25 protein-coding genes, 2 CRISPR repeat arrays and 1 riboswitch are annotated in these 26,082 nt (G+C 40.6%); of the genes, 2 read left to right on the top strand and 23 right to left on the bottom strand.

Annotation, left to right across the window (positions count from 1 at the left end):
* Positions 1–111: 111 nt before the first annotated feature.
* From IEV91_RS07710 to IEV91_RS07685, 6 genes are all read right to left on the bottom strand, one after another.
* On the bottom strand, positions 112–573 hold the full coding sequence (locus tag IEV91_RS07710) for a hypothetical protein (RefSeq protein ID WP_188496847.1): 462 nt from the start codon (positions 571–573) through the stop codon (positions 112–114).
* 28 nt (positions 574–601) lie between these two features.
* Positions 602–1,471 carry an N-acetylneuraminate lyase gene (locus IEV91_RS07705; protein WP_188496846.1) on the bottom strand — a complete coding sequence of 290 codons (870 nt, stop codon included), beginning with the start codon at positions 1,469–1,471 and terminating at the stop codon, positions 602–604.
* A 57-nt stretch (positions 1,472–1,528) separates the two neighbouring features.
* Positions 1,529–2,824, bottom strand: a complete 1,296-nt coding sequence (locus tag IEV91_RS07700) for a M20 family metallo-hydrolase (RefSeq protein ID WP_188496845.1) — start codon at positions 2,822–2,824, stop codon at positions 1,529–1,531.
* Positions 2,825–2,977: 153 nt separating this feature from the next.
* Complete coding sequence (locus IEV91_RS07695; protein ID WP_188496903.1) at positions 2,978–3,433, bottom strand: SgcJ/EcaC family oxidoreductase; 456 nt, start codon at positions 3,431–3,433, stop codon at positions 2,978–2,980.
* Positions 3,434–3,570: 137 nt separating this feature from the next.
* Positions 3,571–4,074, bottom strand: a complete 504-nt coding sequence (locus IEV91_RS07690; protein WP_188496844.1) for a YdcF family protein — start codon at positions 4,072–4,074, stop codon at positions 3,571–3,573.
* A 218-nt stretch (positions 4,075–4,292) separates the two neighbouring features.
* Complete coding sequence (locus IEV91_RS07685) at positions 4,293–5,198, bottom strand: nucleoside hydrolase (protein ID WP_188496843.1); 906 nt, start codon at positions 5,196–5,198, stop codon at positions 4,293–4,295.
* Between the two features lie 263 nt (positions 5,199–5,461).
* Positions 5,462–5,507, top strand: a riboswitch (PreQ1 riboswitch).
* A 71-nt stretch (positions 5,508–5,578) separates the two neighbouring features.
* Between IEV91_RS07685 and queF the strand changes: the two genes are divergently transcribed.
* Positions 5,579–6,076 carry a preQ(1) synthase gene (gene queF / locus IEV91_RS07680; RefSeq protein ID WP_188496842.1) on the top strand — a complete coding sequence of 166 codons (498 nt, stop codon included), beginning with the start codon at positions 5,579–5,581 and terminating at the stop codon, positions 6,074–6,076.
* A gap of 192 nt (positions 6,077–6,268) precedes the next feature.
* On the opposite strand, the gene IEV91_RS07675 is transcribed toward queF, so the two are convergent.
* The 6 genes from IEV91_RS07675 to IEV91_RS07650 all read right to left on the bottom strand — a co-directional run bounded on the left by IEV91_RS07675 (position 6,269) and on the right by IEV91_RS07650 (position 9,619).
* Positions 6,269–6,496: a hypothetical protein gene (locus tag IEV91_RS07675; RefSeq protein WP_188496841.1), complete on the bottom strand. Its 228-nt coding sequence runs from the start codon at positions 6,494–6,496 to the stop codon at positions 6,269–6,271.
* Between the two features lie 13 nt (positions 6,497–6,509).
* Positions 6,510–7,592 (bottom strand): alpha/beta hydrolase family protein, encoded by a 1,083-nt coding sequence (locus tag IEV91_RS07670; protein ID WP_188496840.1) that lies wholly within the window; start codon positions 7,590–7,592, stop codon positions 6,510–6,512.
* Positions 7,593–7,764: 172 nt separating this feature from the next.
* A complete protein-coding gene (locus tag IEV91_RS07665) occupies positions 7,765–8,106 on the bottom strand; it encodes a DUF805 domain-containing protein (RefSeq protein WP_188496839.1) in 342 nt (113 codons plus the stop codon).
* 182 nt (positions 8,107–8,288) lie between these two features.
* A complete protein-coding gene (locus IEV91_RS07660) occupies positions 8,289–8,804 on the bottom strand; it encodes a hypothetical protein (protein WP_188496838.1) in 516 nt (171 codons plus the stop codon).
* Entirely contained in the window at positions 8,801–9,097 is a 297-nt protein-coding gene (locus IEV91_RS07655; RefSeq protein WP_188496837.1) for a hypothetical protein, read from the bottom strand. Before IEV91_RS07655 ends, IEV91_RS07660 begins: the two co-directional genes overlap by 4 nt.
* Positions 9,098–9,151: 54 nt before the next feature.
* Entirely contained in the window at positions 9,152–9,619 is a 468-nt protein-coding gene (locus IEV91_RS07650) for a ParA family protein (protein WP_188496836.1), read from the bottom strand.
* Positions 9,620–9,853: 234 nt separating this feature from the next.
* Here IEV91_RS07650 and IEV91_RS07645 point away from each other — a divergent pair, with 234 nt between their 5' ends.
* The gene (locus IEV91_RS07645) at positions 9,854–10,519 is read left to right on the top strand and encodes a hypothetical protein (RefSeq protein ID WP_188496835.1); all 666 of its coding nucleotides are present in this window, start codon (positions 9,854–9,856) and stop codon (positions 10,517–10,519) included.
* Positions 10,520–10,598: 79 nt separating this feature from the next.
* Positions 10,599–11,361: a CRISPR direct-repeat array (repeat unit 32 nt; unit sequence ATTTCAATCCACGCACTCACGAAGAGTGCGAC).
* Positions 11,362–11,525: 164 nt separating this feature from the next.
* On the opposite strand, the gene cas2 is transcribed toward IEV91_RS07645, so the two are convergent.
* From cas2 to IEV91_RS07590, 11 genes are all read right to left on the bottom strand, one after another.
* The gene (gene cas2 / locus IEV91_RS07640) at positions 11,526–11,816 is read right to left on the bottom strand and encodes a CRISPR-associated endonuclease Cas2 (protein WP_188496834.1); all 291 of its coding nucleotides are present in this window, start codon (positions 11,814–11,816) and stop codon (positions 11,526–11,528) included.
* Positions 11,817–11,825: 9 nt separating this feature from the next.
* A complete protein-coding gene (gene cas1c / locus IEV91_RS07635; protein ID WP_188496833.1) occupies positions 11,826–12,857 on the bottom strand; it encodes a type I-C CRISPR-associated endonuclease Cas1c in 1,032 nt (343 codons plus the stop codon).
* On the bottom strand, positions 12,854–13,513 hold the full coding sequence (gene cas4, locus IEV91_RS07630) for a CRISPR-associated protein Cas4 (protein WP_188496832.1): 660 nt from the start codon (positions 13,511–13,513) through the stop codon (positions 12,854–12,856). Before cas4 ends, cas1c begins: the two co-directional genes overlap by 4 nt.
* A complete protein-coding gene (cas7c, locus tag IEV91_RS07625; RefSeq protein ID WP_188496831.1) occupies positions 13,500–14,330 on the bottom strand; it encodes a type I-C CRISPR-associated protein Cas7/Csd2 in 831 nt (276 codons plus the stop codon). The genes cas4 and cas7c overlap by 14 nt, the downstream gene beginning before the upstream one ends.
* Positions 14,331–14,342: 12 nt before the next feature.
* A complete protein-coding gene (gene cas8c, locus IEV91_RS07620) occupies positions 14,343–16,262 on the bottom strand; it encodes a type I-C CRISPR-associated protein Cas8c/Csd1 (protein ID WP_188496830.1) in 1,920 nt (639 codons plus the stop codon).
* Positions 16,263–16,985 carry a type I-C CRISPR-associated protein Cas5c gene (gene cas5c, locus IEV91_RS07615; RefSeq protein ID WP_188496829.1) on the bottom strand — a complete coding sequence of 241 codons (723 nt, stop codon included), beginning with the start codon at positions 16,983–16,985 and terminating at the stop codon, positions 16,263–16,265.
* 19 nt (positions 16,986–17,004) lie between these two features.
* Positions 17,005–19,404, bottom strand: coding sequence for a CRISPR-associated helicase Cas3' (gene cas3, locus IEV91_RS07610; protein WP_188496828.1), 2,400 nt, complete (start codon positions 19,402–19,404; stop codon positions 17,005–17,007).
* A 700-nt stretch (positions 19,405–20,104) separates the two neighbouring features.
* Positions 20,105–20,404: direct repeats of the CRISPR family, unit length 32 nt; unit sequence ATTTCAATCCACGCACTCATGAAGAGTGCGAC.
* Between the two features lie 748 nt (positions 20,405–21,152).
* The gene (locus IEV91_RS07605; protein ID WP_188496827.1) at positions 21,153–22,397 is read right to left on the bottom strand and encodes an MDR family MFS transporter; all 1,245 of its coding nucleotides are present in this window, start codon (positions 22,395–22,397) and stop codon (positions 21,153–21,155) included.
* Between the two features lie 584 nt (positions 22,398–22,981).
* Positions 22,982–23,746: an SDR family NAD(P)-dependent oxidoreductase gene (locus IEV91_RS07600; RefSeq protein WP_188496826.1), complete on the bottom strand. Its 765-nt coding sequence runs from the start codon at positions 23,744–23,746 to the stop codon at positions 22,982–22,984.
* Complete coding sequence (locus tag IEV91_RS07595) at positions 23,739–24,695, bottom strand: 3-hydroxyacyl-CoA dehydrogenase family protein (protein WP_188496825.1); 957 nt, start codon at positions 24,693–24,695, stop codon at positions 23,739–23,741. Before IEV91_RS07595 ends, IEV91_RS07600 begins: the two co-directional genes overlap by 8 nt.
* A 69-nt stretch (positions 24,696–24,764) precedes the next feature.
* The gene (locus IEV91_RS07590; protein WP_188496824.1) at positions 24,765–26,081 is read right to left on the bottom strand and encodes a GntP family permease; all 1,317 of its coding nucleotides are present in this window, start codon (positions 26,079–26,081) and stop codon (positions 24,765–24,767) included.
* Between the last annotated feature and the right edge of the window lies 1 nt (position 26,082).

Genomic DNA, 26,082 nt, shown 5'->3' with positions numbered 1-26,082 from the left:
GCGCTTCGCTAAGCACGCCCTGATGTTCGTGCTTTTGCACACACTAAAGTTGTCACTCGCCAAGCCTTAATGACGAAGGCTAAAGTTGCTTTTATAAGATTTTGCATTAAATTATACGCTGACACTACTAAAAACGGGCATCAGCGAGGTGTCTTGGTGACCGTTTTTCTCAAGAATCTGAAAAACGGGCTTCAGAAAGGCACCTTGGTGACCGTTTTTCTTTAGAATCTGAAAAACGGGCATCAGAAAGGTGTCTTGGCGACCGTTTTTCTCAAGAATCTGAAAAACGGGCATCAGAAAGGCGCCTTGGTGACCGTTTTTCTTAAGTATCTGAAAAACGGGCATCAGAAAGGCGCCTTGGTGACCGTTTTTCTTTAGAATCTGAAAAACGGGCATCAGCTGGGTAAAGGCAAGCAGCATCAGCCACTCAGTCAACGTGACAACGTCGAAGCTAGCACATCCTGTGCGTCGAACGCTGACCCTACCCACATCAATATCACCCCAATAAGTAAAGAACACTTTTCGGGGACCCCGATTGGGGCATGAGGAAAGCGAGGTGAGCCACGCCGTCATAAAGAAAGGCTCCTTTCATCTGATTCCTTTATAAATCAAAGGTTCTCACTAATGCCTCAATCTCGGATCTTTTGCTCTCATCAAGAGCTTGCATCGGACTCTTAACAGTTCCTGCTTCGACCCCTTTTACCTTTAATATTTCCTTCAACGTTGCAAAGATCCCTAAGTCTAAGACCCTTTCAATAAGATCGTTGCACGTGTGTTGAATGGCATAAGCCTCTTTTAACTGCCCCTTATGACATAAGTCGAAAATCTGCTTGGCACGCTGACCATTGATATTATATGTACTGCCAATAGCGCCATCTACACCCGAAACCACACCATAAATGAGCATTTCATCAAATCCCGAATAAATTAGTTTATGAGGAAAACGACGACGAAGGCGCTCTAATAAAAAGAAATTGCTATCTGTGAATTTCACCCCGATAATCTTTTCATTCTGGAAAAGAGCGTCAAATTGTTCCATAGACATAGCCACACCTGTGAGTGACGGGATTGCATAGATAAGCATCGTATTGCCTGTTTCCTTTAGAATACTTTCATAATAAGCTTTAATCTCTTGGAAACTAAATTTATAGTAAAAAGGTGTGACAGCTGACAAACTATCATAACCTAACTCTGTAGCGTATTTTCCTAGTTCAATAGCTTCATCAATATTGATTGACCCAACTTGGGCAATGAGCGGCACCTCACCATTTACTTCCTCACTGACGATCTTAAAGACCTGCTTTTTTTGCTCTTTAGACATCATGAAATTTTCACCTGAGCTCCCGTTAACATACAATCCATCAATCTTTTGGACCTCAATATTGTATCGTACGAGTTCACGCAACCCCTTCTCTAACACCTGACCTTTTTCATCGAACGGGACTAATAATGCTGAAAATAAGCCTTTCATATTCCTCACCCTTCCTTACGAAGTATTTACTGAAATATGATACTTATAGAACGTTCCTTAATACGTTTCCACAAACTGTTTCAATACATGAGCAGATTGAACACAATCATTTAACGACGACCATTCCGCAGGGTTATGACTGACCCCATCTTTACTTTGAACAAAAATCATGGCCACAGGGACGTGATGACCCATAATCATGGCATCATGCGCCGCTCCACTGGTTAAATAGACAGGAGCAATGCCCTTCGCTTGAATTGCCGAACTTAATTTTTCTTGCATACTCTCTTTTATAGGAACAGGTTTAACGTGCTGTGTTTCCTTCCATTCAAGGTCAATCTGATGTGCTTCACAAATAGATGTTGCTGATTGAATAATAAGCTCAATCAATCTATCTCGTTGTGTTTCATCGATATCACGAATATCTACCGTTAATGTCACTTGACCAGCGATGACATTTGTTCCGTTGGGATGGACATCTAACTTTCCAACGGTCGCCACCGCCGTTGAACTGACTTGTTGAGGCAATGCATTAACAGCTACCACAAATTGACTGGCTGCAAGAAGTGCGTCTCTCCGATCATCCATTGGCGTATTTCCTGCGTGACCAGCATCTCCAGTGAAAGTCATTTCTAACCAAGAGGGTCCGGCTATCCCCGTGACGATCCCCACAGGAACTCCTGCTTTTTCTAATCGTTTTCCTTGTTCAATATGGATCTCAACATAGCCCTTTATATCGGACATCTCTCTTTGGGAGGCTGCAAACGTATTAACAGAGAGTCCCACCTTTTCAATCACTTTTTCAAAAGGATCGCCATGGATATCAACCAGTTGCTGCTGAGCCTCCCTATCGATTTCACCGGTCATTGCCCGACTCCCAGTGAGCCCACCATTAAAACGCGAACCTTCTTCATCAGTAAAAATCACGACTTCATAAGGTGACTCTGGCACAAAGCCTGTGGCTTTCCAGGCCTCAACTACCTCGAGAGCGGCTAGTACACCCAATGGTCCATCAAAATGTCCACCATTAGGGACACTGTCTACGTGAGAACCCGAAAGAATAGCCGGCCTGTGTGGATTCCTTCCGGATAGGCGCCCAAAAACATTGCCTGCACCATCCTCTGAAACTTCTAATCCTGCTTCATTCATCCATTGTTTTACTAATTGTTTCGCTTGCTTCTCTTCCTGAGAGAAGCCGATCCGATAGGACCCATGTTCATCCGTTAAGCCGATTTCCGATAAAGCGGAAAGTCTCTGCGCGAGTCTTTTCCCACTAACCCCATCAGCATCTAATGAGGTATCGTAATCTTTCATGAGTTTTTCATATAAGTTCCATGTCTGTTGTGTATCCATTTTAAGGACCCCTTTTACCTTTGTTACACTCAATATTACGATACTTCTTAGGAAGATTGAAGGAGAGCATTTGAAAAAGGACGTTCAAAAGCAAGACTAAGACCCATTAAAGGAGCACAAATAGAAAAATCCAGTTGCTTTGTCACTGCCCTTTCAAGTACCTAAATGAGATTGTCTTAGCTCTTTAGTCATCTGCTCAACTAACTCTGGTCTGCCATGAAACTGTGCTGGTGTATTTTGAAACAGTTGAATGCGCCACCCTATCTCCTTCTTTACAGCCACCATCGTTTGATGAGCGTTGACCGTTGGCTCTATCTCTGTCTTTCCAGGCGGAATCATCCCTGCAATAGCGCGTAAAATCGCCACATCAGTCCCGAGCATTTTTATATCCTTCACCTTCACTATGAAAGGAGCTGTAGGATGATTTTCAAAGATAGGATTGAGGTGGTCTAAAATTTCTTTTTGACCCGTAAGCATACTCCCATCAAAGCCAATTTGCACCCCATCCTCTGTAAAGAGTTTTGCCATTCCTTGAGCATCTCGGTGATTCCATGCTTGAATTATTTTTTGATATAGGCGTTCAACATCCTCATCTGAAGAACCATACATCATCTTGGCCTCCTTAAGTGTACCTACTTTTTTACTATCGTTTCCTTCGCGCTGGGAGGGACTTAAACATCGTTACCGCATAGCTTACCTCCACTGGCTGTCAAGCTTTATAGTTCCAGGAAAAAGTATCCTCATTTTTAAACGAGTCCGTAAATGACAACATACCCGACGAGTTTAATATATTCATTGATCGTAAATTGCCACCCGAGTTTTGTGGTCCACCACCAGTCAGGATTGTAATAAGAGGTAGGCGCGGCGTGGTATATTAGCTTAATCCCCGATCCTGCGTAGACTTTCTCAAAGATATAATGCGAGCGTCTCATATGAAAGGAAGAGGAGACAACAATAGCTGACTTGAAATGATGTTTTTTCATCATCCTTTTGGAATAGACAGCATTCCCGTAAGTACTTTGCGCTTGAAGCTCAGGTATAATCGCCGATTCTGGCACACCATCCTCTTTAAGCCAACCCATTTCTTTTTCAGCTTCGACCGTCGAAGGGTGATTGCGAAGCCCACCATTAGACAACATGACGTAAGGGGCATATCCCTTTTTATACAGCTTGCTCGCTTCTAGCGCCCGCTCACCATCTCCACCCCCTAAGACAATGATGACATCCGCATTCCGCGGCCTTTCCGACACCGCGAGATAGCGTCCCGCCTCAAAAAGACAAAAGAGAAGCAGTAAAATTAAAGGAATCAAAAATATAAACAACCGTTTTAGTCTTTTCATAAGCCTAATTATAGCTGAACCGTTAGGAATCAGACAAATTTAAACATTTAGACATTATAACTTGCGGTATTCTATTCTAAAGGAACAACTGCTTTTTGCGGGTTTTAATGAACGAGGTTTGTGTCATTTCACTCTTTTTCCCCGCGAATTTTCCTAAAAAGATCTTTATAAATAGCATCGCAATTTAACCAGGTTGCTACCCGCATGGACGGTCTTGATAAGTCAAAGCTCCATGTTAATTGATCTGTGAGAATCGGGCGATGCACAATGTTTGTCTCTACCCAATTAGGATTGACTAAATAAGCGATCGTTGAAATGTCCCAAATGACTTTTGAATAAGCGAAATGATCTGCCTGATAGCCTTTAAAGGTCTCTAATAAATAATCCCCTATATCACCCGTTCCCTTAATATGCGCTTCAAGTTCAGGTAAAGTGGTCAGTAAATGAGAACAAACACCCATACAAGGAATGGTCATAAGAGGGACACTGCAATCAAAAATATATTTTGACGCTACGATATCTTGATACAAATTAAACTCCTTAGTATCGGGCCAGTATAAAGCATGACCTCCAAGCCACACAACAACGATTTTATTCATGATCTCAGGTTCAATTAATAGAGCAGAAACGACATTTGTAATAGCACCAATAGCAACCACATAGAGCGGATCATCTTCAGACGACGCCATGGCTCTCTTCACCAAATCCAATGCTGCATCACTATGATAAGGCTCATTTAAGTCTTTCAAATAATCCCTCGACCCTTTGTATACAAAATGGTCGTACGAAATAGGCATAAGACCAAGAATTTTATTTATTTCATTAAAACTTTTTTCCATTCTATCAGCAGGACTTTTAGATCTATCGTTAAAAAACGGTGCCGCATAAATGGCCTCAACTTTCATTTTTTCTTGGGACAATAAAGCATACACAACAGCAAATTGATCATCGACTTCATTGTAAGTGTCCGTATCTAGTACCACCCGAACCTTCCCTTTTGGGGGTTCTAACCTTTGGATCATGTGACTCTCCATTTGACCTCTCTCCTTTTAAACATCAGTAAATGTAAGGGCTTTATTTTATTTTAAAGCTGCTAAGGCAATGCGGCAATGTTATTTTAACAAAGTGATTTTCAACAGCGTGTCATGCCACTTACTTAAGAGAGCAAGGGGGACTTCGGTTCCAGAGAAGTTTTATTCTTCAACCTTTTTATTTCCGGGACAGTAAACCTGTCCCTATGTCCCAGCCCGTGACAGTCTCCTGATAATCTGCTAAAATAAATGCTACTTGTTCATATATGATAGAGGTTCTTAGCCAAACCCTCTATAAAAAACTAAGGATATATGACGTTAAAGCCATATCTCTTAGAGGTATGGCTTTTTTTATACTGTTGATCATATTGAGGAGGATGTATATGGTAGGAAGAAATGATGCAGATCTTAAAGATCTCAGTTTATTAGGGAGCGAAAAAACGACTTATGCTTTTGATTACACCCCCGAGGTTCTTGAGACCTTTGACAATAAGCACCCTAACAGAGATTATTTCGTAAAATTTAATTGTCCAGAATTTACTACACTCTGCCCGAAAACAGGACAACCTGATTTTGGAACGGTTTATATTAGCTATATCCCTGATCTTAAAATGGTGGAAAGCAAGTCACTGAAGTTATACTTATTTAGTTTCCGTAATCACGGTGACTTCCATGAAGACAGTATAAACATCATCATGAACGATCTCATTCATCTCATGGAGCCCCGGTACATTGAAGTTTGGGGAAAGTTCACACCCCGAGGAGGGATTTCCATTGACCCTTATTGCAACTATGGAAAACCCGGAACAAAGTATGAAAAAATGGCCGAACATCGTATGCTTAACCACGATCTCTATCCTGAAAAGATAGATAATCGTTAGAAATCCAGGAAAAAGAAACTAATCTTGCTAGACTAGTTTCTTTTTTCGACTCTATTGATTTTGACAGTTGAAAACGAAAGGGAACCCGTAGTTGCCTTCTAAAGGATATCACGATTAAAGCATCAAAAGAATCTCTCCTTATGCAGGATATAACAGACAGGCTCCCTTTAATAATAAACATTTTAAAAGTGTTTACCTCTCGCGAGTAGCTTGTATAATTGTTGGCCTAGCTTCCCCAACCTCCACCATTCTCTTTAACAAACGTTCCTGCAGATCTTCTTTAATCTTTTGATAGGATCGATCATGAATTAAGTTTGTGAGTTCATAAGGATCTGCCTCTAAATGATACAAAAACTCCTCAACGTATTGATCTGATCCTGAGTCATCCCAACCATCTTTATCCGTCGTCCTACTGCTCATTTTTTATTACTCCTCACAAAAACCGATCGGCGAAATCCAGGAAACATTTCCAATCGTATTCGACTAAATCATGTTGTCCTGTTCTTAAATGGTAGCCTACATGTTCGCCTATGATAGGTTCTTCTGGAGAAGGATAGGGAGACTCACCTAATCCCTTGAGTCCAAAAAGTTGGTAGACGGGGCTGGTCAATAAAAGGGACAGAAATTCAGATTCAGGATCACTCCAGTCATCCTCAGTCGCACTCGTCACATATAAAAGTCGTGGGGCAATCAAAGACAGGAGCATATGCTGATCAAAGGGCATGTCGTATTCCTTGTCATTAAAAGCCTTATAATTTTCGGCGAACCAATGCGGAAATCGAGTATTTATGGCCTTAATGGTTTCTCCCTTTTTTCCTCTAGAAAGAGCAGCCCCAGTACATCCTGAATTATTACTGACGACCATTTTAAACCTTTGATCTACCGCACCTGCCCATAGCGCTGTTTTTCCACCTCTTGAATGGCCGACCACCGCCACACGATGCTGATCGATATCAGGGTCTGTCTCCAAGTAATCCATGACCCGACTCGCACCCCAAGCCCATGCTGCAAGCGTTCCCCAAGCATTTTTTGGACGGGGTTCCCCAGGAGCATCAAAGAGCGCATGGACACCATTCTTGAAGCCATCGTCAAAATCCGGATCAATCTCTTGAACATGAATAACAATAGCTGCATAACCTCGGGAGACGATTTCATCTGTTGGCCAAAAAGAGGTGCTTAGTGGGGATTCAGGCGTCTGATGATTAATAAGTAGAAAAGCAGGGACAGGTTGACGCGACTGACAAGGGATTAAAAGGTGAACATTGAACGTCCCCTCTCCACCTGGTCCTACATACGTCAAGCGTACTTTCTTGCTTTTTATTGTTTCTTTAAGCTGCTCCTCAGATATCATGTGAAAACTTAACCTATCCGGACAGGGTTCTCTTCCAAATACATGCTCTCGAAAGCACTTAAAAATTTCAGGTCGCCGTTTTTGTTGCCACTGCTCGGCACTTGTGACTTTTTCACCATCCAACGTCTCCAATACTTCTGGCAGGCTGGCTATTCTCTCGTCCATTTTTATTCCTCCAACTTTTTAAATACAAGATCATGAACCGTCTTACGAAAGCCCTTTCAATATTTTATAATATTTTAATAAATTTAAAAAATAACTTGCTTAAAAAGGCACTCAGGACCCAACATGTCCTGAGTGCGAGAGAAGTCTCATCACCCGTCTTAGCATGATTTCTTTATTTGGGATTTGAACCAAATCGGTTCGAATCCACGTCGCTATCCTGACACAAGAATACGAGAAGGATAATCCATCCGACTAAAGGAATTAGTCCGATGAGCTGCCACCATCCACTACGGTTAGTATCGTGCAAACGTCTTGCGGTCACTGCAAGACCAGGAATTAGGATCGCCAATTCATAAAGATACTGAATAACGACAAATCCTGAAATGAAGTATTCAATAATACCAAAAATAATGCCTATAATAAGGTTAATGAGCACAAACATCCAATACTCTTGACGTCGAGATCGTCCTTCAAAGACGGCGTATTTTTTCCACACTGTCAAATACCACTGCATGCCACGCCCCCCTTTAATGAAAAATGGGTAAAAACTCGCTACTACAGTCATTCAGTTCAACATTGATTGACATCATCCTCTGATCCTTTACTTGATTTATTTCACCCTTTCCTTGAGGAATTGGGATCTGCTAATAAGATATATGTCAAAAGTGATACTTTAATAACAAAAGTTCAGTCCCATTATGAGTTCTTTGTCTTAGCATTAGATATGATGGCTTGTGAGAGGATTTCAAGTGAATTCGTTTGAACTTGTTTAGGATTTGCTTTAAAGGGGATCATTTTATCAGTAGGTCTTTCGATGAGAGCAATAATAATTTGGCGGATAAGCGCTGGACGCTTCGTTCCCTTTGTTAAAGGAAGATTTAACTCACGAGCATAGTTGCGAATGGCTTCGAGTTTAACGTTTTGTGTATCTTCCAACAATTCTTGTGTATGTTTAATCCAGTTATATTTCGAGGTATTCTCTTTCTTTAACTCTGTTAGCCTGCTTTTTAAATTTGTTGGCCGTTTCTTCTCTTGTTTAGGCTTTGCCCTTGATTCCGACTGTTCACCTTGACTTAGTTTATGTAACGCTTGCAAACAATTGAGAACATCTGTATGCTTTTCTTCGAGAAGGTGTCTGACTGCTCTTATATCTTCTGTTGAATATTTTTCATTTAACAGCATCAGTTCTAGCATTAATTGTTTGCTCTTCATAAGCTTATCGTCCTGGAAAAGGCTTCGGCAAAGGCCCGGAATTCATCTGTCGTACTGGCTCTTGCATAACGCGTATCCATTATAGAACTGATTTCACGCACACTTCTTGTATAAGAATCACTAAAACTAATTTCTTCTTCAAACCACGGCCATTCATATTGACGAGCCAATGCCTTAATCTCACGCTTAGATGCCATCGCCTCGCGACTATTCGTCACAATGTTAAAAACAATTCCCGCCACCTTCAAATCTGAACGGTTATAATCACGGCGAAATTCGTTTGTTGATTCCACAATCAATGGCAATCCAATGGTAGATAAAAATTCAGGTTTCACAGGGACTAAAAGCTATTGACTCGCACGATAAGAAGCCGTAGTGAACATGGATTCTGTCGGTGGACAATCGATAAAAATGACATCATAATTGTCTTTCACCATCGCTAAAAAATTATTTAAGGCATGCTCCTTCCCCCGAGGATTCTTCAAGATTTTCGAAAGTTTTAATGAAGAAGGGATTAAATCAAGCTTGGCATCTTGTTCAGTGCGTACGCCATAGATAAATTCATCTCGAAGCTGGAATCTGGATAAAGAAGTATATTCCTCAAACAAATCCTTCATGGTCGGACGCCGTTGCTCAATATAATCTTTATACTTTTTCGCTCCCATTAAATAATGACTGGCATTGGCCTGAGGGTCTAAATCCACGACTAATACCCGTTTGCCTTTTTCGCTCATCATGTACCAGGCTAACTGAACTGTTAGAGTGGTTTTGCCAACACCACCCTTCATGTTGAAAACAGATGTTGTAATCGCCATTTTCATCCCCCTTTCTCTTACCATTTTATTGTATGATTAGAGATTGAAGGATTTGTTGCTCTTTTGTATATTTTAATAAGAAGACGAACTTGAAAATAAATCTGGCCAAAATCACTCTAATGATTTATTCATTTTAGGGTATCTTAAGAAATAATCATTAGCATAGTTCGTGTATCTTTTTAAGTTCTTTTATTCTTTGCATGAAAATCAATACTTTTTTAGGGGGCATGACCTTTGAAGTTATATCAGGTCAGAAAAGGACAATTTGTTTACTATAATAATGAACTACACAAAGTCTATGGTGTAAAGCCAATGTTTAAACAATCTGTCCATCTCATTAGGATGAGAGATTTAACACAACATCTAACAAAAGCGGTCAACGTAGAAAGATACAAAATCCAACCGCAGGATAGCTTTATATTTAATCACAAAGTCTATACCCTCAGTAAAGATAAAAAAGCTGAGGAAGGCGATTATATTTTAATTACCAATCCAAGTCCGGATTATCTAGATAATTATACATTAAACTCCATCGAAGTCGTTGAAACAGTAGAAAACAAAGGGGTTATTACCAATCGATCTAACGGCATAAAACATAGCGAATATTTATTAATGGTCCCAGGTAGAGATGAAAATAGCCATCCCATTGATTATAAAGAAATAAGCGAAGGTGACATCAATGACGATGCCCTTCAGTTAGAAGAAAACGGAGTGAATAGTGGCTTCTTGCCCACCATAGGTGACGTATACAAGAAGGTTGATCCTACCTCTTCCTTTGAGGCTATGGTCATCGCCATCCAAGATCAAAAGGTCTTCCTAGGCGGCGGACTCGAGATTTCTCAAAAGGACTTGCTTGATACTGAGAAATGGGAGTTTCTCTATAACCTGCTTGATAAGTAATGGAAAGACATCAAAAACTTTCTGTTTTCGCTACAGGAAGTTTTTTTCTTTAAGCTTAGTTTCAGATTTGCTGCCCGTGTTTCCAATCCGCGCACTCACGAAGAGTGCGACACCTGCAGCAATTTCAAGATGTGTCTTCCCCACCCCATTTCAATCCACGCACTCACGAAGAGTGCGACACCGATGGAACACAGCTACTATTCGAGTTTAAAACATTTCAATCCACGCACTCACGAAGAGTGCGACTTACCAAAACATGTCGCCGACCGTAGTAATCGAGATTTCAATCCACGCACTCACGAAGAGTGCGACGTCTAGAAGAGTCGAACTAAATCCTAGTGTTATATTTCAATCCACGCACTCACGAAGAGTGCGACAGTTCCGTTATCCGTAACGGTTGCGTTGCTTGAAATTTCAATCCACGCACTCACGAAGAGTGCGACGGACGGGAATTATATGATTCTCGCAAGAGATAAAGATTTCAATCCACGCACTCACGAAGAGTGCGACTAGTTCGCCACATCGCGAGCGGCAATATTGAAACATTTCAATCCACGCACTCACGAAGAGTGCGACTGATGCTGATTTCGCTCCAGCCTTTTCCTCAGAGATTTCAATCCACGCACTCACGAAGAGTGCGACCATATAGATCATGGCGCAATAAACGGAATGCTAGAATTTCAATCCACGCACTCACGAAGAGTGCGACAATATACTTTTTCCATTCCATTCCGGAATGTGAGATTTCAATCCACGCACTCACGAAGAGTGCGACGATCATTTTAGCGAGTTTTTTAAGCAAAAAAAGGAATTTCAATCCACGCACTCACGAAGAGTGCGACAGCGGAAACAGGTAATATTTGCCCTATATTTTTACATTTATAACATAATAGACCATTAAATAAACCTGTTTAATTCCATTCTTCCAAATAAAAGTATATTATTACCGTCTTTTTTGGTGCGAATCTCCTTAGTAATTGATGTGCGCTTCACATTCGCACCTTAACTAGATAAATAAAGGCCCTTCTACGTCGAAGGAATCTTTTACACCGATATGTTCTACCTTGGTTTTATAATTATCACCTAATCGATAAAATCGCAAGCTATCTTTTTCACTATTGATGACTTCCAACAACTCATACTTAAGCTGCTTGAGTTGGGTAGAATCTACTACACATTCGAATACAGAATTCTGAACACGTTGTCCATAGTTTTGACAAAGCTTTGATACTCTTCGCAGTCTCTTTTTGCCAGCGCCATCAACGGTACTCACATCATATGTGATCACAACTAGCATCTAATCACTCTACTTCCATAAGAATGGTGGATACCCATCTAAATCACCTCTTAGATATCTGGCTAATAGCATGGCTTGGGCATGAGGGACCAACCCCCAAGAAATACGCTCGCCTAAAAAAGGGTGCTTAATCTTATCTTGTTTTCTTTCCTGCCATGCTTTTAAAAACTTTTTGCGTGCTTCATCTGTCATGATGACTGCGCCATTTTCTTTTGTCAGAAAGTCATCCTTATGAACGACCTTTTTATTAATCAGTGATAGAACAAAGCGGTCGGCGTAGACTCCTCGTAGTTCTTCCATTACGTCCAACGCCAAAGAAGCTCGGCCAGGGCGATCTCGATGTAAAAAACCGACGAAAGCGTCCAAGCCGATTGCTTCTAAAGCAGCAGTGGCATCACTGGCCAGCAACGTGTAGGCAAAGGAAAGCATGGTATTGACATTATCCAGCGGTGGCCTGCGATTTCTTCCTTTAAAAAAGAACGCATCCTTTTGTTGAAGGATCATCTGATCGAAAACTTTATTGTAAAGGATCGCTGCTTGTCCTTCATACCCTCTTAGCCCTTCTAAATCAGTCACTTTTTTAATCCCTGTAAGAATGTCTGATAACTTGTTTGAAACTTCCTTAAATTGATTTGTATCAATCCTTAAAGGGTAGTCACGAGTTGCGCGCTCTAAGATCCATTTATTATTATAGATTTTTCCAATGATAAAGTGCTTGGCAATTGCTGTACTTGCCGCCTCACTATCCGACACGCGATATTGTGCTTTACGTAAGACAACATTGCCTCTACTCTCCCCAATTACTCGCGCTATAAATCTGCCATGCTTTGTCAAAAAGACGAGAGCAATATTTTTCTCCGCACACGCCCCCATTAAAGCAGGGCTCGCTCCGCTATAGCCAAAAGTATAAATGGCCTCTAGATTATGAAGCGGCACCCTACCAATGCGCTCCTCTTCCTTTTTCACGACAATATTCTCACCATTCAATGTTAAATAAACATCCGGGCTTGTAATAAATAAGCTATTTAATAACTTTCTCATTCCCCTAATATCCTTTCAATATAGCTCGCCACAGATTGTTTGTGCATAAGCTCTGGTAAGCAAATGTCTTGTAATGAGCAATTACGACAAAAGGCTCCTGTCTTAACCTTCGGCGTGTGACGATTGTTGAAATAATGATGCATTTCCTTAAAAACCGTTCTTACCTTTTCCTTGTTCTCCTCAGTAATTGGGATTTCCTCACGGTGCTTGATTTCATTATAAAAAATGTACCCTGTTGGAACACTGCAGAGAAGCATTTCCTCAAGGCACATGGCTTGGGCCGTTAATTGCAATGTATCCGAACGATCTTTTTTAGGCTTGCCTCTTTTATATTCCACAGGGATCGGAATATATAACTGATCGGAGTTCAGAACCGATACCCCATCGTCATCTTCAATAAATTCAACCACATCACAGATCCCTGTTGCCCCGAGCTCTTTTGACTTTATTGGCAAGGCACGGACTATGAGCTTATTTCTTCGTTTTTCTTTTATAAACGGTTGATCTGCTTTGCGATGAAGATGTTGGCCCTCGACAGTCCTAACATTTTCGGCCCATTGCTGTTCAATATGAATCAACGCCCATTGCCGCTTGCAAAACTGGAAATGCTGGATGCCAGAAAGCATGAGATAGTCGTCTTCATTACTGTCCATCATAGACTTGTACCGCCAGCCCGTTTAATTCCTCTAAAGTGATCTTTACGTTTTTTTCATTATCCTCTTCCACTTTCAAAGAGCGGTGGACTTTTGCAGATGAATACTGCCCTAACTTTGAATTGTGCTCCCACCAATATACCTTCTGTACCTCCATGCTCCCATCGGGACGTGCAGAGGAAGCATCGTTCTCGAATAAGGTGATGAGTGCCTGTTTAAATTTTTCTGCATCCTCATGAGTAAAGCCCGTTTTTTCAGCAAGTTGTGTGTTAATACTGCCATAAAAAACATAGTTGCCAAAATCCACGCGATGCTTCATTCCCATCGTATCGGAGCCCTTGCGGTCAGATGTCGTTGAATTGACGCTTTTAGTGATCTGAATACTAGAGATATCGATGGGACTAAGACTGACAGCAGGATGAACAGATACCGGCCCCCGTACACCCACAGATAATACATCACCTTTAAAGGCAAAGACTTGACCAAAGCTCCTTACATCCAGCCATTTCTTACAAGCAAGTTCAGCAAATAAATCACTATTTTTATCCTTCATGGCCTTCTTTAAATCTTCCTCTGCATCGGCACGTTCTTTTAAACTTTTAAAGGCATCATTTTTCCTCTCATCTGATTGAACAAAAATTGGCTCACCTGCGTCCTGTAATCGATTGCGCATTTTCCGTTTTAAGCAAACGTCAGAAACCTCGCCATATCCTTCATAATTCTGCCTTGGCCGATTTCCATTCAAAGGATCCCCGTTTGGATTCGCATTTCTCACAGAAAAAATAACCGCAAAATCAATTTTATGATCTAAAATCGTCATCTCTATCCACTCCTATAAATTAGTATTCTCTAATTGCTCTTTTTCTTTTTGCTTTTTACTTTTAAATAATTCATGGCGCTGACTATAGAACCCGAGTAAATATAAACCACTCAAGGGTTTATCATTAAAATCGTTTAAATTGATATCACTCGCCACCTCATCAATCAAACGGTTGAAAGAAAAGACTTGATCACCTAATCTGGCCTGATAGGGTTGTAGATTTGCTTGAATTACTTGCCAAGTTCGTGCAGGATGCCTCGAAAATGCGTTCATATAGCGAATGGCATTCGTTGCCCGCTTCTCATCAGCTGAATACAACGCCCGCTTTTCCAAAACATCTGCAATGGCTAACAAGCGCCCAAACAAATAGTCCCTCTCCTTACAATTCACATCTAATGCCACGTCATATTCCTCCTTTTCATAATGCTTTTTTAATAAAGCACAAGTGATACTTAATGTCTTGGTCCATTCCCACTCATCCATAGAAACCGGGTTAGAAGCTCTGGCCAGCGCACTGCGAATGACGTCCAATGGAATTTTTTGCCCGTCAACAATGCAAGCTAACATGCGTTCCATCAGTCCTTTAATCACTTTGTCACTCGCATGTGATCCATAAGCAGCCAGTGCAATATCCCTTGGAGCAGGCGGTCCATAAAAGCGAATGATTTGTTTCTGCTCATCCCTCTTATAAGCATGCAGCCAGCTACAAGTCTTGGCCCAATTATCGATCCGGGTGAAGTAATCTTCGATGTTCATGCTGCGGTAATACATCACAGAAAGTCGGCCTGGCGTAGCTGCATCTAAAATTAGCAGCATCACTTTTGACTCATAGGATAAATTGCTTTTATAACCTGCTATCGCTTTGTTGAAGGCCCGAGCAAACACTTCATGTGTGCGATCACCGGCTTCTTGCTGCTGTCTTTCATCTAAGGACCCGATACCTACAAGCCAATCATGCAAGTCATCTTGCGGAGAAGGGACTTCCGTTGACTCATTTCCCCAGACTAAAAACACACGTCCATCAACGACTTTTCCTTGTTTTAATATCAACCACTTCAATGCATTATGCGCTTTTTGTGAAACATCAAAGCTCACATTGGCAACATCATTAGCGTTTATAAAGCGCCCTTTAAACGTAAAACCGTCCGTATCATTTGCTGAAATCAACTTCGCCATATCTGCGGCATGACGTATCTTGGAGGCATGCCGATCGGTTTTAGCATCCATCTTCCCTGTGATGTAACACATGTCATCCTCTTGCAATTTCCCTTTATAGTAGGCAACAAAGGCATCGTATATGGAGGTATCATTCCAAACGCTTGTATTCACCTTACCTACCTCGTGGACGTCAAAACGCACAAACACTTTGTCCTGCGTTTCACTCATAACCTTAAAAATATCAGGCTTATCACCATATTTTTCTTCCTCCTTTTTTGTCCACTTTTTGATTAGCTGATGCTTTTCATCTACACGAAGAATCGCTTTGTTTACCAAATCTTTGATTAAAGTTCCTTTTTTCAAATAATGATAGATGGCAATAACCTTTGGATGAGCATGTGACGAGTCGCACCATTCTCTTAATTGCTCAATGTAGTCATTGAATGGCGAGCCCTTTTTTACCACCCCACCATAGTGTTCAAAATCTCCGGCAACATACATCAATTTATCATGGAGAGGGTGCGGGACAGCTTTACTTGTTCTACTAAAGGAAGCTTCAGTGCAAGGAATAACTGTCGTTGCATTTTTCTTCTCTACCACTACTGCATCATAAAAATTCCCTTCAAGATCGACAGTCACTTCAATCTGTGCATTTTGGGTAGAGTGTGAAACGGGAAGTAGCGTGTATGCTTCGTCCTCTCTTCTTTTGTGGATGGCGCCTATTTGATCACTATTCTTCTCATAGGTCTCATAAAGACTTAATAACCAGCTCATCTAATGCCCCCTCTCACCAAAGTAGTCATGATACAATGCATCAACTGATTCAATCGTTTCTTTTGAAAAGAGTTTAGGTTTCATCGCACTCAAGGGACGGACCTTATCACAGTCTTCTGGGCGGATAAAGTCGATATAGCCATCTTTCATCTCGTATTCCCATAACCGTGCTTCCATCATGCCCTTTCCTGTTTCATCAGGGTAATTGATACCATGAACCATCGTTCCGAAATGAATGGTTCCTCCATAATTGTCATAAAACCCTTCCCCACTGCCGAATTCACATGGCTCCACATAGCCCTGGCACTCTCTCGTTCCTAAGTAAATATCTCTCCTTCCACCGGCCTTCACACTGCGCTTAGCGATGTTGTGATGCTTATGTTCGTTACGATCGAAGGCTAGATCCTCCCGATGCTCATTAAATTCAAAATGAGCAAGCACTTGATACCTCACATCCTTTAAATAGGTGTAATTGGCCAGCGTATTTCCTCCCTTGTATTCGATAGGGCGTATGCCTTTTGCCTCCATACGGATAGCGTTGATCACTCTCACCCTATCAATCACCCATACTATAGTAGGTTTCCAGTATATGGATTCCACAATGCCTTTCAGCGCCTGGTATGTCGGTACCTGGTAAGATAGTTTTTCTCCACCTAATTTTGTGACCGGATCAGTAAATAAAGCATATTTCCCATATACTTCAAATTCTATTGAATTACGCATCCTCTTCCCCCTCGTCTTTTTATATAAAATGCTCCTCCATCAGTCCATTTCCATCTATATTGACACCATAATTGAGATCGTAAGCATTTTCACGCAAACAAAAGAGCTTGCCTTCGAGTAAAGATTGGATATCTCCCTGTTGACTTAATCTGTCAATTTCGTGCTGATAGACATTTACCGTGTAGTGCTGGGCCTTTTTTAGTAGCGCTGTCATATCCTCAATCGTTACCTCGCCATTAAATTCTGCAATGATCTCATGACCCTCCTTATAAGGAACAAGAAGTGAGGTCGTTTGATTATCTATAACTTTAAAATGATTGGCTGCCGTTTTGATACTCATATCAAGCAACAAATTAAATGACTTCTTGGTCTTATTCCAATAAGCATCCCTATATCCTACATTTCCCTTTAGCAGCTCAAACATATTTTTCTGAACTGTTGGAATGAAATAATCAAGATCTTCTTTAAGCGCTTCATAATAGGATTGAAAATAAAGCGTTAATGCCTCTGAGGATAGAAGATCTTTGATCCCTTGATCATGATGGCGATCAATAAGCAGTTGCTTCGTAATCCTAGCTCCAGTAGCAATCTCTTGTAAATGCTTCAAATTTTCTTCTTTATGATTAATGATATAAACATTCCGATGCCCGAACTCACCATGACGGTTGCAGCGCCCGGCTGCTTGGGCAATTGAATCGAGTCCAGCTAAGGAACGAATGACACATTCAAAGCTAATGTCGACCCCCGCCTCAATCAACTGCGTACTCAGACAAACGACCTTTTCTTTATGATTAATCGCCTCATTTACCTTGGCTAAAATGTCCTTTCGATGTGCCGCACACATCGACGTACTTAAGTGATAGACTCTTAGATTGGGGTCAGTCTCTTTGATGTGGCTAAATAACCTTCTCACCACTGTCTTGGTATTTAATATCACCAAAACGCTAGATACGTCTTGGAGTTGATCAAAAACAAAGTCAGATAACGCCTCCGTATCCCAGCCTTCATTCGTCGTTTTGTCAATAATATCAACTCTTTTGAAGGCCCCTGTTACCTGTTCCAAATCCTGCACAATCTCTCCATCAATCTTTTCAATACTATGTTGTACAAAGTCCAAAGCGGGTTGCGTTGCTGTACACAAAAGAATACTTGAGCCCCCAGCACCTTTTAAAAAGTTCAAGGCCTCGTTGAATAAGGAGACACATTTTATGGGTACTGACTGTACTTCATCAAAAATAATAACGGCATTAGCAAGATGATGTAACCTTCTAACATTCCTTGTCCCTTTCGAATAGAAAGCGTTTAAAAATTGCACCATAGTTGTAAAAATAACAGGGGCATCCCAGTTATCTTTTGCAAGTTTTAAGGATTTATCTTTCACATCGTTTAATGTGTCACTTTCCGTCTCAACAACATTGGAATGATGCTCAAGAATATGGTCACGGTCTTCCAGTATACGTTTGACCTCCTCAGCATTTTGCTCAATGATCGTCGTATAAGGAACAACATAGATGATTCTTTCTTTTTGGTGAGTTACAGCATGCTTGAGCGCATACCTAAGGCTAGCTAACGTTTTTCCACCACCAGTAGGGATTGATAAAGTATAAATACCAGAGGGTTTTTCAGCAAATGCATCACATTCCTGAGACATCTTTGCTCTTAACTGGTTTATGGTGGTTTGTGTATGAGGATTGGCATTCAAGTCTGATAAATGGTTAGTCAATTTATTGTAATAGGCTTCGAATAGGTTATCATTCTGGGAATCTATAGTCGGTGATGTCTTCTCTTCAAAGCATCTTGTATCTGTCCGATCTGCATCAATCAAGCAGCTAAAGATATATTTGGTTAGAAGTGTGAGGAAAAGCTTTTGGCCATTTTGTTTGTCAATGTTCTGTTTAAAAAAGTGGGTTAACTCGATTTCACATTGTTTGACATAGTCTTGAAAGTCTTCCTGACTCAAAATATGATGATAGAAGGCTTCTACAACATTTTGAAAATCATCAATTGGTTTTTCACTTACCCTATTTAAGTAATCAGATTCTAGTTCAGGAGATAAAAAGTCTTGAAGACCCATATGATGTGAAATAATCGCATTACCAACGATTTCTGAAATAATTTTTTCAGGGACACTGTTATTCTTGGAGTGAAAACCTTCATAAAGCATTTTCCCCCCTGCTGTTGAATGATCAACGGTTCCTCGCTTAGGTGGACGTTCTGGATGACTAACAGCATCTAATAGATAATTTCTAAATTCATTGCTGTATTTTCCAACATCGTGTAATACCCCTGCTAGTCCTGCAAGACGCTCAACACCAATTGTCCGGCCATATCTAGAAGCTAATTTTTGAACACTTATTAAATGCTCCTCTACAGTTTGAACCTTCCCATCCGATTGTCGAATGTGAGCCACAGAACCCATAATCATCCTCATCTCCATTAATATGTAAAAATACCTATTACCATAGTAACATAATTATACAAATTTTTTTATATTTCGATTAAATTTTTACATAAATTATAAAACATCGCTCTAAGTTGCTAGAGGGAATAGACTAGAAAGAGTTGAGAAAGCATAGTAACCATAAATAAAAGATTATTTTATTTATGGCTTCTCACCTTTCAAAAACGTTGACTCTGATACATATAAGCTACTGACCCGTGTTTGTCGGATAGAGAGCTTTTGATGACCACTATAGTTTATTTCAAGACATTCCCTCTTGATTTCCTCACGCTCCTTGATCTTTACAATCTTTTTCAAAATATAAGTCTCAATTCAAATTTAATATTAAATGAAGTAAAAATTATAAAATTAAAAAAACCAAAAACTCATGTTATAATTAGCTTGTTAGTTGTCGCTTTTATTAAAGGCGCGGATTGAAAAATTTATTATTATATTGGTAAGTTCAAAAGCCTGTCTATATTTTATTGGGACAGGTTTTTACTTATGTACTTGTTTATAGAAAATCACTTTATAAAAGTAAAATCCTATAAAACTATTATACCTCTTTTTGTAAACGCATTCAATTTAAAATTATCGAGAATAGTAGGATCGTTCCAAATTGAACAATAAATTATTTGTTTTGATCAACTCAAAGCGGGCCAAAGATCAATATCCCGGAATTTCAATCCACGCACTCATGAAGAGTGCGACAATCAAGGGCATTCTCGTTTTAGTGTATCTGTGATGATTTCAATCCACGCACTCATGAAGAGTGCGACGCGTTGAACGCGGTTATGGTCCAAGGTGCTGGGAATTTCAATCCACGCACTCATGAAGAGTGCGACCGGTCGTCGCATGGATAATAATCCAGGTAAATTGTCATTTCAATCCACGCACTCATGAAGAGTGCGACCTGTAGCTGGCATCACATTGACTTCTTTAAACAGATTTCAATCCACGCACTCATGAAGAGTGCGACAGCGATTTTCGGCTAACATCTCATAAAAAATGGGATTTTTCTTTAGAAAATCGGCCATTCCCTGTGTTATCCAAAGAAAAGAATAACAAAAATAGGAATATATGTTATAAAATGAATGAGAATTTAGTGCGAATCCCCCTAGCAAAACATGTTCACTTTACATTCGCACTTAAAAGGCACGGCCCCACAATATCAATAAATTCTTTCACACCGATATATTCAATTTTGTTTTTGTTGTTATTCCCGAATCGATGGAATCTCAGACTATCTTTCTCATCCTTTAATGTCGAGGAGTTCATCGTTTACATTCGTTGATCACTTTCACGTATCTGTGCACTATAGTTCATGCCCGCCTCATGAAAATACCCTTTTACAAAATAAACAAATTAAACGTTATAAGGAATATAATAAAATTTCCAAAATAAGACCATAATCCTATTCTCTGCGGTAATGAATTCCCTGTCAACACCTTTGCGAATATTCAGCAAAAACTTAATCGTGATCCCTCCTACAAATTAAGCTTTTTTCTTTCATTTCTAGTGAAGACTCAATTCCCCAGTCCAAAAATTAGCTTTCTACTCATAGAAAACCAACTGTAGACTTAACAAACATCTTATGAATAGTGGTGCATTTGGTTAATATTTATATCAATTTTCAGAGGGGTTACATATCCTCTAGTAAACTTTGTTTTCTATCCATTATCTAAATATCATTAAAAGGCAGTTTAAACACAGATTTTGATCTCCCCTTAAACTCCTGGCTGCTTTACATAAAGCTTAAATAAACACATGTACAATGCGATGCTGATGACGGCCATGATCAAAATGAGACTGAATATACCCATAGGGGGAACCCAGGTGGACAGGAAAACAGTCAATGGAGCCAAGAATTTCCCTATCGTATATTGCATGCTATCAACCCCCATGTATTGGCCTCTAGCGTGTTCAGGAGCATAGTTACTTATAAAGCTTTGAGAAACTGGAGAGCGCACCATTTCACCAAAGGTAAAGACGATTGTAACCAAAAATAAAAACCATATATTGTTGTTTAGACCAACGAAAAATGTCCCTAATCCGGATAATAGGGCTGACAGGATGAATACATTTCGCTCTTTCCAATGTTGGAACCAATGGGTCACAGGAAGGATAAAGAGAACAAACAATAGACCATTAAAACCTACTAACCATCCATATATTTCTTTGCTGGAAAGCACAAAGGAAACATCGTGCCAAGTGAATAAGGCCTGTGTAGGAACATGTGACGTCACATATACGGGCAAATATAAGTCCAATTGCATGATAGGAATTAAAGCAAAAATCCCTGCTAAGATATACACAAGGAACACTTTGTCACGAAATATAAGACCATATCCCTTCCATTGTTCTTTAAATACCCGTGTTATGAGGGAGCGGTCCTTCAAGCGCTGTGATGAAGGTGGAAGTGTTTCCTGAACAATAAAATAAATCGCTACAAAATAAAGGAACAGGATCACGGCACAGGTCCATAGTAGTGCTTGCCTATAATGAAAAAAGAAAACAGCGCCTAGTGCTGGACCTAACACCGCGCCAATATTATTGGCCGTCGTAAAGGTGGCAAAGACTTGCCGACGATTTTGCTCCGGAACAAGATCCGCCACCATGGCATTACTGGCTGGACTATAGATGGCCTTCCCCAGTCCAATGCCGATAAATGCTATATAATCAATCCAAGCAGATGATGATAAAGCAAATAAGACAAACATAAGGGTCTGGAATGAGGCCCCTATTAGCATTACAGGTCGACGCCCTAACCGATCCGTTAATGCACCTCCCAGCAGGCTTCCAATCAAGCTAAAGATTGGAGGAACGGTCATTAGCAGACCTGCCATACTTTGACCTAACGTCTCACTGAAATAGACAGTGATAAAGGGAAAATACATCCAAAATAATAAATTAAACAAACCCTCTCCCAAAAGTCGTACTTTCAAATTGTGATCCCATAAATGTATTTTCATGCTACTCCTCATTTCGCAACCAATTTGGCCCACAAGTTTTCAAGCCGTATAAAAACTATAGAGCATTTTAAATAAAAGATATAGACTTATAATTAAGAATCATTTATACTAATAATATGAAAAGCAATTATAGCAACTTTTATTAAATTGTCCCTTAAACCGAACGTATATTCTCGGGTGCTAACCACTTCTTTAGAAGTGGTTTTTTATATGGAAGACACTCTTTATGAGGATTGTTGTCTATAAAAGACATGGGGTTCTGGCTATTATCTCTTTCATCTTTGTTTCTTTTTTAACTTAAAAGCCGATTTCAAACTGGAAGTGAGCACAATAAAAGAGAGAAGTGCGCAAACACCTCTCTCTTTGTAACCTCACCGTGGGTTGTCATAAAAACTATTTTTGATGATGAAAGCCACCTTTTTTCTTACAACAACCCAGGGTGGTGGTTTCCTTGTTTTCTAACATGTCTTTCAATAAAGTTGTAATTTCAACCGGGACGCCTCAAGCTGGTATATCTATTTTCGATTATATGTGCATTATTCCCTGATGGGACAGAGAGCTGTCAACGGACCTTGAGTTTCCTTCTAAATCGCAGTCCATCCTCCATCTACTTTAAGGGTCTCGCCCGTCACAAAATCAGATAAGTTTGAAGCTAAATATAATACAGCACCAGAGATATCCTTTGGTTTCGGCAGGTCTCCCAAAAGGATACGACTCTTTACATCTTTTTGAAAGGCTTCATCTTTAAACATCTCGGCGGTCATCTCTGTTTCAACAAATGTCGGAGCCACTGCGTTCACGTTAATATGATAGGGTGCCCATTCGACTGCTAATGCTTTTGTCAGTTGAACCATTCCACCTTTACTCGAGCAGTAGGCCGCTCTCTTAACATACCCAACAAAGGCCATTTGAGATGCAATATTAATGATTCGACCAGCTTTTTGTTTGATCATATATTTGGCTACAGCTTGGCTTAAGAAAAAAGATGATTTTAAATTTGTATCAAGGACTTTATCCCAGTCCTCTTCTGTTATTTCGAGTGCGGGTCGAGGAATATTCACACCGGCATTATTCACTAGTACATCAACAAGACCATATTCGTCTACAATGTCATCCACTTTTTTTCTCATGGTTGCAATGTCATTCACATCCATCTGTATCGCCTTGTGATGCCCTTGGAAGACCTTTAGCTCAGAAAGTGTTCGCTCTAAGGCCTCCTCACTTCTCCCAATAATCACCACATGTGCACCAAGCTGCGCAAATGAACAGGCAATGTGCTTTCCAATCCCCTTACTACCACCTGTGACGATAACCGTTTTATTTTGAAGATCTGAAAAATAATTAGTCATTGTTCTTATTCCTATCTCTCATTTTTTCGTCACGCTTCAAAAACTGAATGAGCATCTGCTCACGCTCAGTATTCTTTTCATCAGAAAAAGCGTCATCCCACACATAAAACCCTTTGCCACATTTTTGTCCAAAATGACCGGCATCAACGAACTTGGATAACATCTTTCCAGACTTTTTCATCGTGCTTAAATCCTTAAACAAATAATCAGAGATGGCAGAAAACACATCCAGCCCGCCCATATCCGCTGTCATTAAGGGACCTGTCACCGGTAACCGCCGGCCAATACTATAAGTGACCGCCGCATCAATATCTTCCTTCGAGGCTACCCCCTCATCGAGAAGAAATTGCGCTTCACGGAACAATGCATACTGCAGGCGATTGCCGATAAAGCCTGGGATTTCCTTGTGAATTAAAATAGGGTGTTTTTTCATGGCGGTCATTAAAGCCATCGCACGGTCAACAGTTGATTGAGCTGTTTGAGCACCTTTTACCACTTCAACAAGCGGGATTAAATGCCCCGGATTCCAAAAATGAGTGACAATCATTCGCTCTGGATGGACCGCATCTTCTGCCAGTGCTGTAGGTGTAAATCCCGATGTATTACTGGCAATCACAACATTCTCACTTACTCGCTGCTCAAGCGTGTGGTATAAATCATGTTTCATTTCTAACGCTTCTGGGATAGCTTCAATAATAAAAGTGGCTTCTTCAACACTCTCATCAAGAGACGTTAAAAACGTTATCCGTCTGCGAATATCCTCTGCCTCTTCTTCATCAAATAATGCATTAGCAACCATGACTCTCAATTTATTATCTAACCCATGAGTCGCATGGTTAATATCTTGGGCATCAACACCATACACTTTAACATTCATCCCCGCCCAAGCCGCCGCTAGGCCAATGGAGTGCCCCATTGTCCCACAGCCAATCACTGCCAAATTTTCCATATTGTCCACCTCTCCAAAATAGGTTCAAAACCCCAACAATTGAAGATCATTTGCTAGGGTTTTGGCTTGCTATAGACCCAGTGAGAAAAGGATAACGGCGAGAACGACACCTACAGCCGGGACAACAACCGTTAAGGCCCCAAACATCGGGTAGGCGTCCTTATGCGTTTCTCCAGCTATAGAGCGAATCGTCGTCACAACATAGCCTCCCTGAGGTAAAGAATCAATAGAGCCAGAAGCAATGGATACTGTACGATGTAGGGCGTTCGGATCGACACCTAAATGTAAATAATGTGGCGCAAGGAGCGGTAAAGCAATGGATTGCCCACCTGAGGAGGAGCCTGTTAAACCGGCGATGATGGCAACGGCCAATGCCCCTCCAATAAGTGGACTTCCAGGGATACTTGTCATCACTTCTACTGCCTTGTGAAACGCCGGTGTTGCTTGTACAACACCCCCAAAGCCTACAACGGCTGAAGTATTCGCAATAGCGATGATTGCTCCAACGGTTCCATCTGAAATGGCCTTGCCTAAATTTAAGAAATATTTACGATTAATCAAGTAAGTCGCGACAATCCCACTTGTTAAGGCAATAATTAAAGCGGACTCTTCTAAGGAATTATGAAAGATAAAGGAAATGACTAAGACAACCACTAACGGAATGAGGCTTAAAAGCGGGTTCGGCAAACGCTCGCGAACCTTTTGCTGATCAGATTCTCTTTCTATAAATCGTTCCCCTTTACCCACAGCCTTTTTGATCGCTCTCATTAACCACCAGTAGCCGAAAACCATCATAAAGACGGCAACAATTAAACTCACTTCCCAGCCTGCATAGGCATTCGTCCCTAAGTATTTTATGGGAATCCAGTTTTGAATCTCTGGTGAGCCCGCTGAAGTCATTGTAAATGTCGTGGAACCAAAGCCAAGGGCTGCTGGAATAAAACGTCTCGGCAAATTTGCTTCTTTAAACAAGCTGATAGCCATGGGATAGACTGAAAATGCGACGACAAACAAGCTGACCCCACCGTATGTTAATACAGCACAGGCAATAACGATCGCTAAAGCAGCCCGTTTCATGCCCAGCTTTGTCACAATCCATTTTGAAATACTATCTGCAGCACCACTATCCTCCATCACCTTCCCAAAGATAGCGCCTGTTAAAAACATTAAATACCATGAACTAATAAAACCAGAAAACCCAGACATATAGTTCGTTAAAAAGTCTGGATCTCCCTTCTCCGCAAGTTGGGGAAATAAAGGTAAGCCACTTAAAACACCGACAAACAAAGCTGAAAGTGGTGCAACAATAAAGAGGTTCATGCCTCTCATTGTTAAATAAATGAGTAAGGCGAGCCCCCCTAGTAAACCAATAAACCCTAAGACCATT

The organism is Pullulanibacillus pueri, assembly GCF_014639255.1.
Classification (GTDB): Bacteria; Bacillota; Bacilli; order Bacillales; family Sporolactobacillaceae; genus Pullulanibacillus; species Pullulanibacillus pueri.
This window is presented reverse-complemented; position numbering and strand designations above follow the sequence as displayed.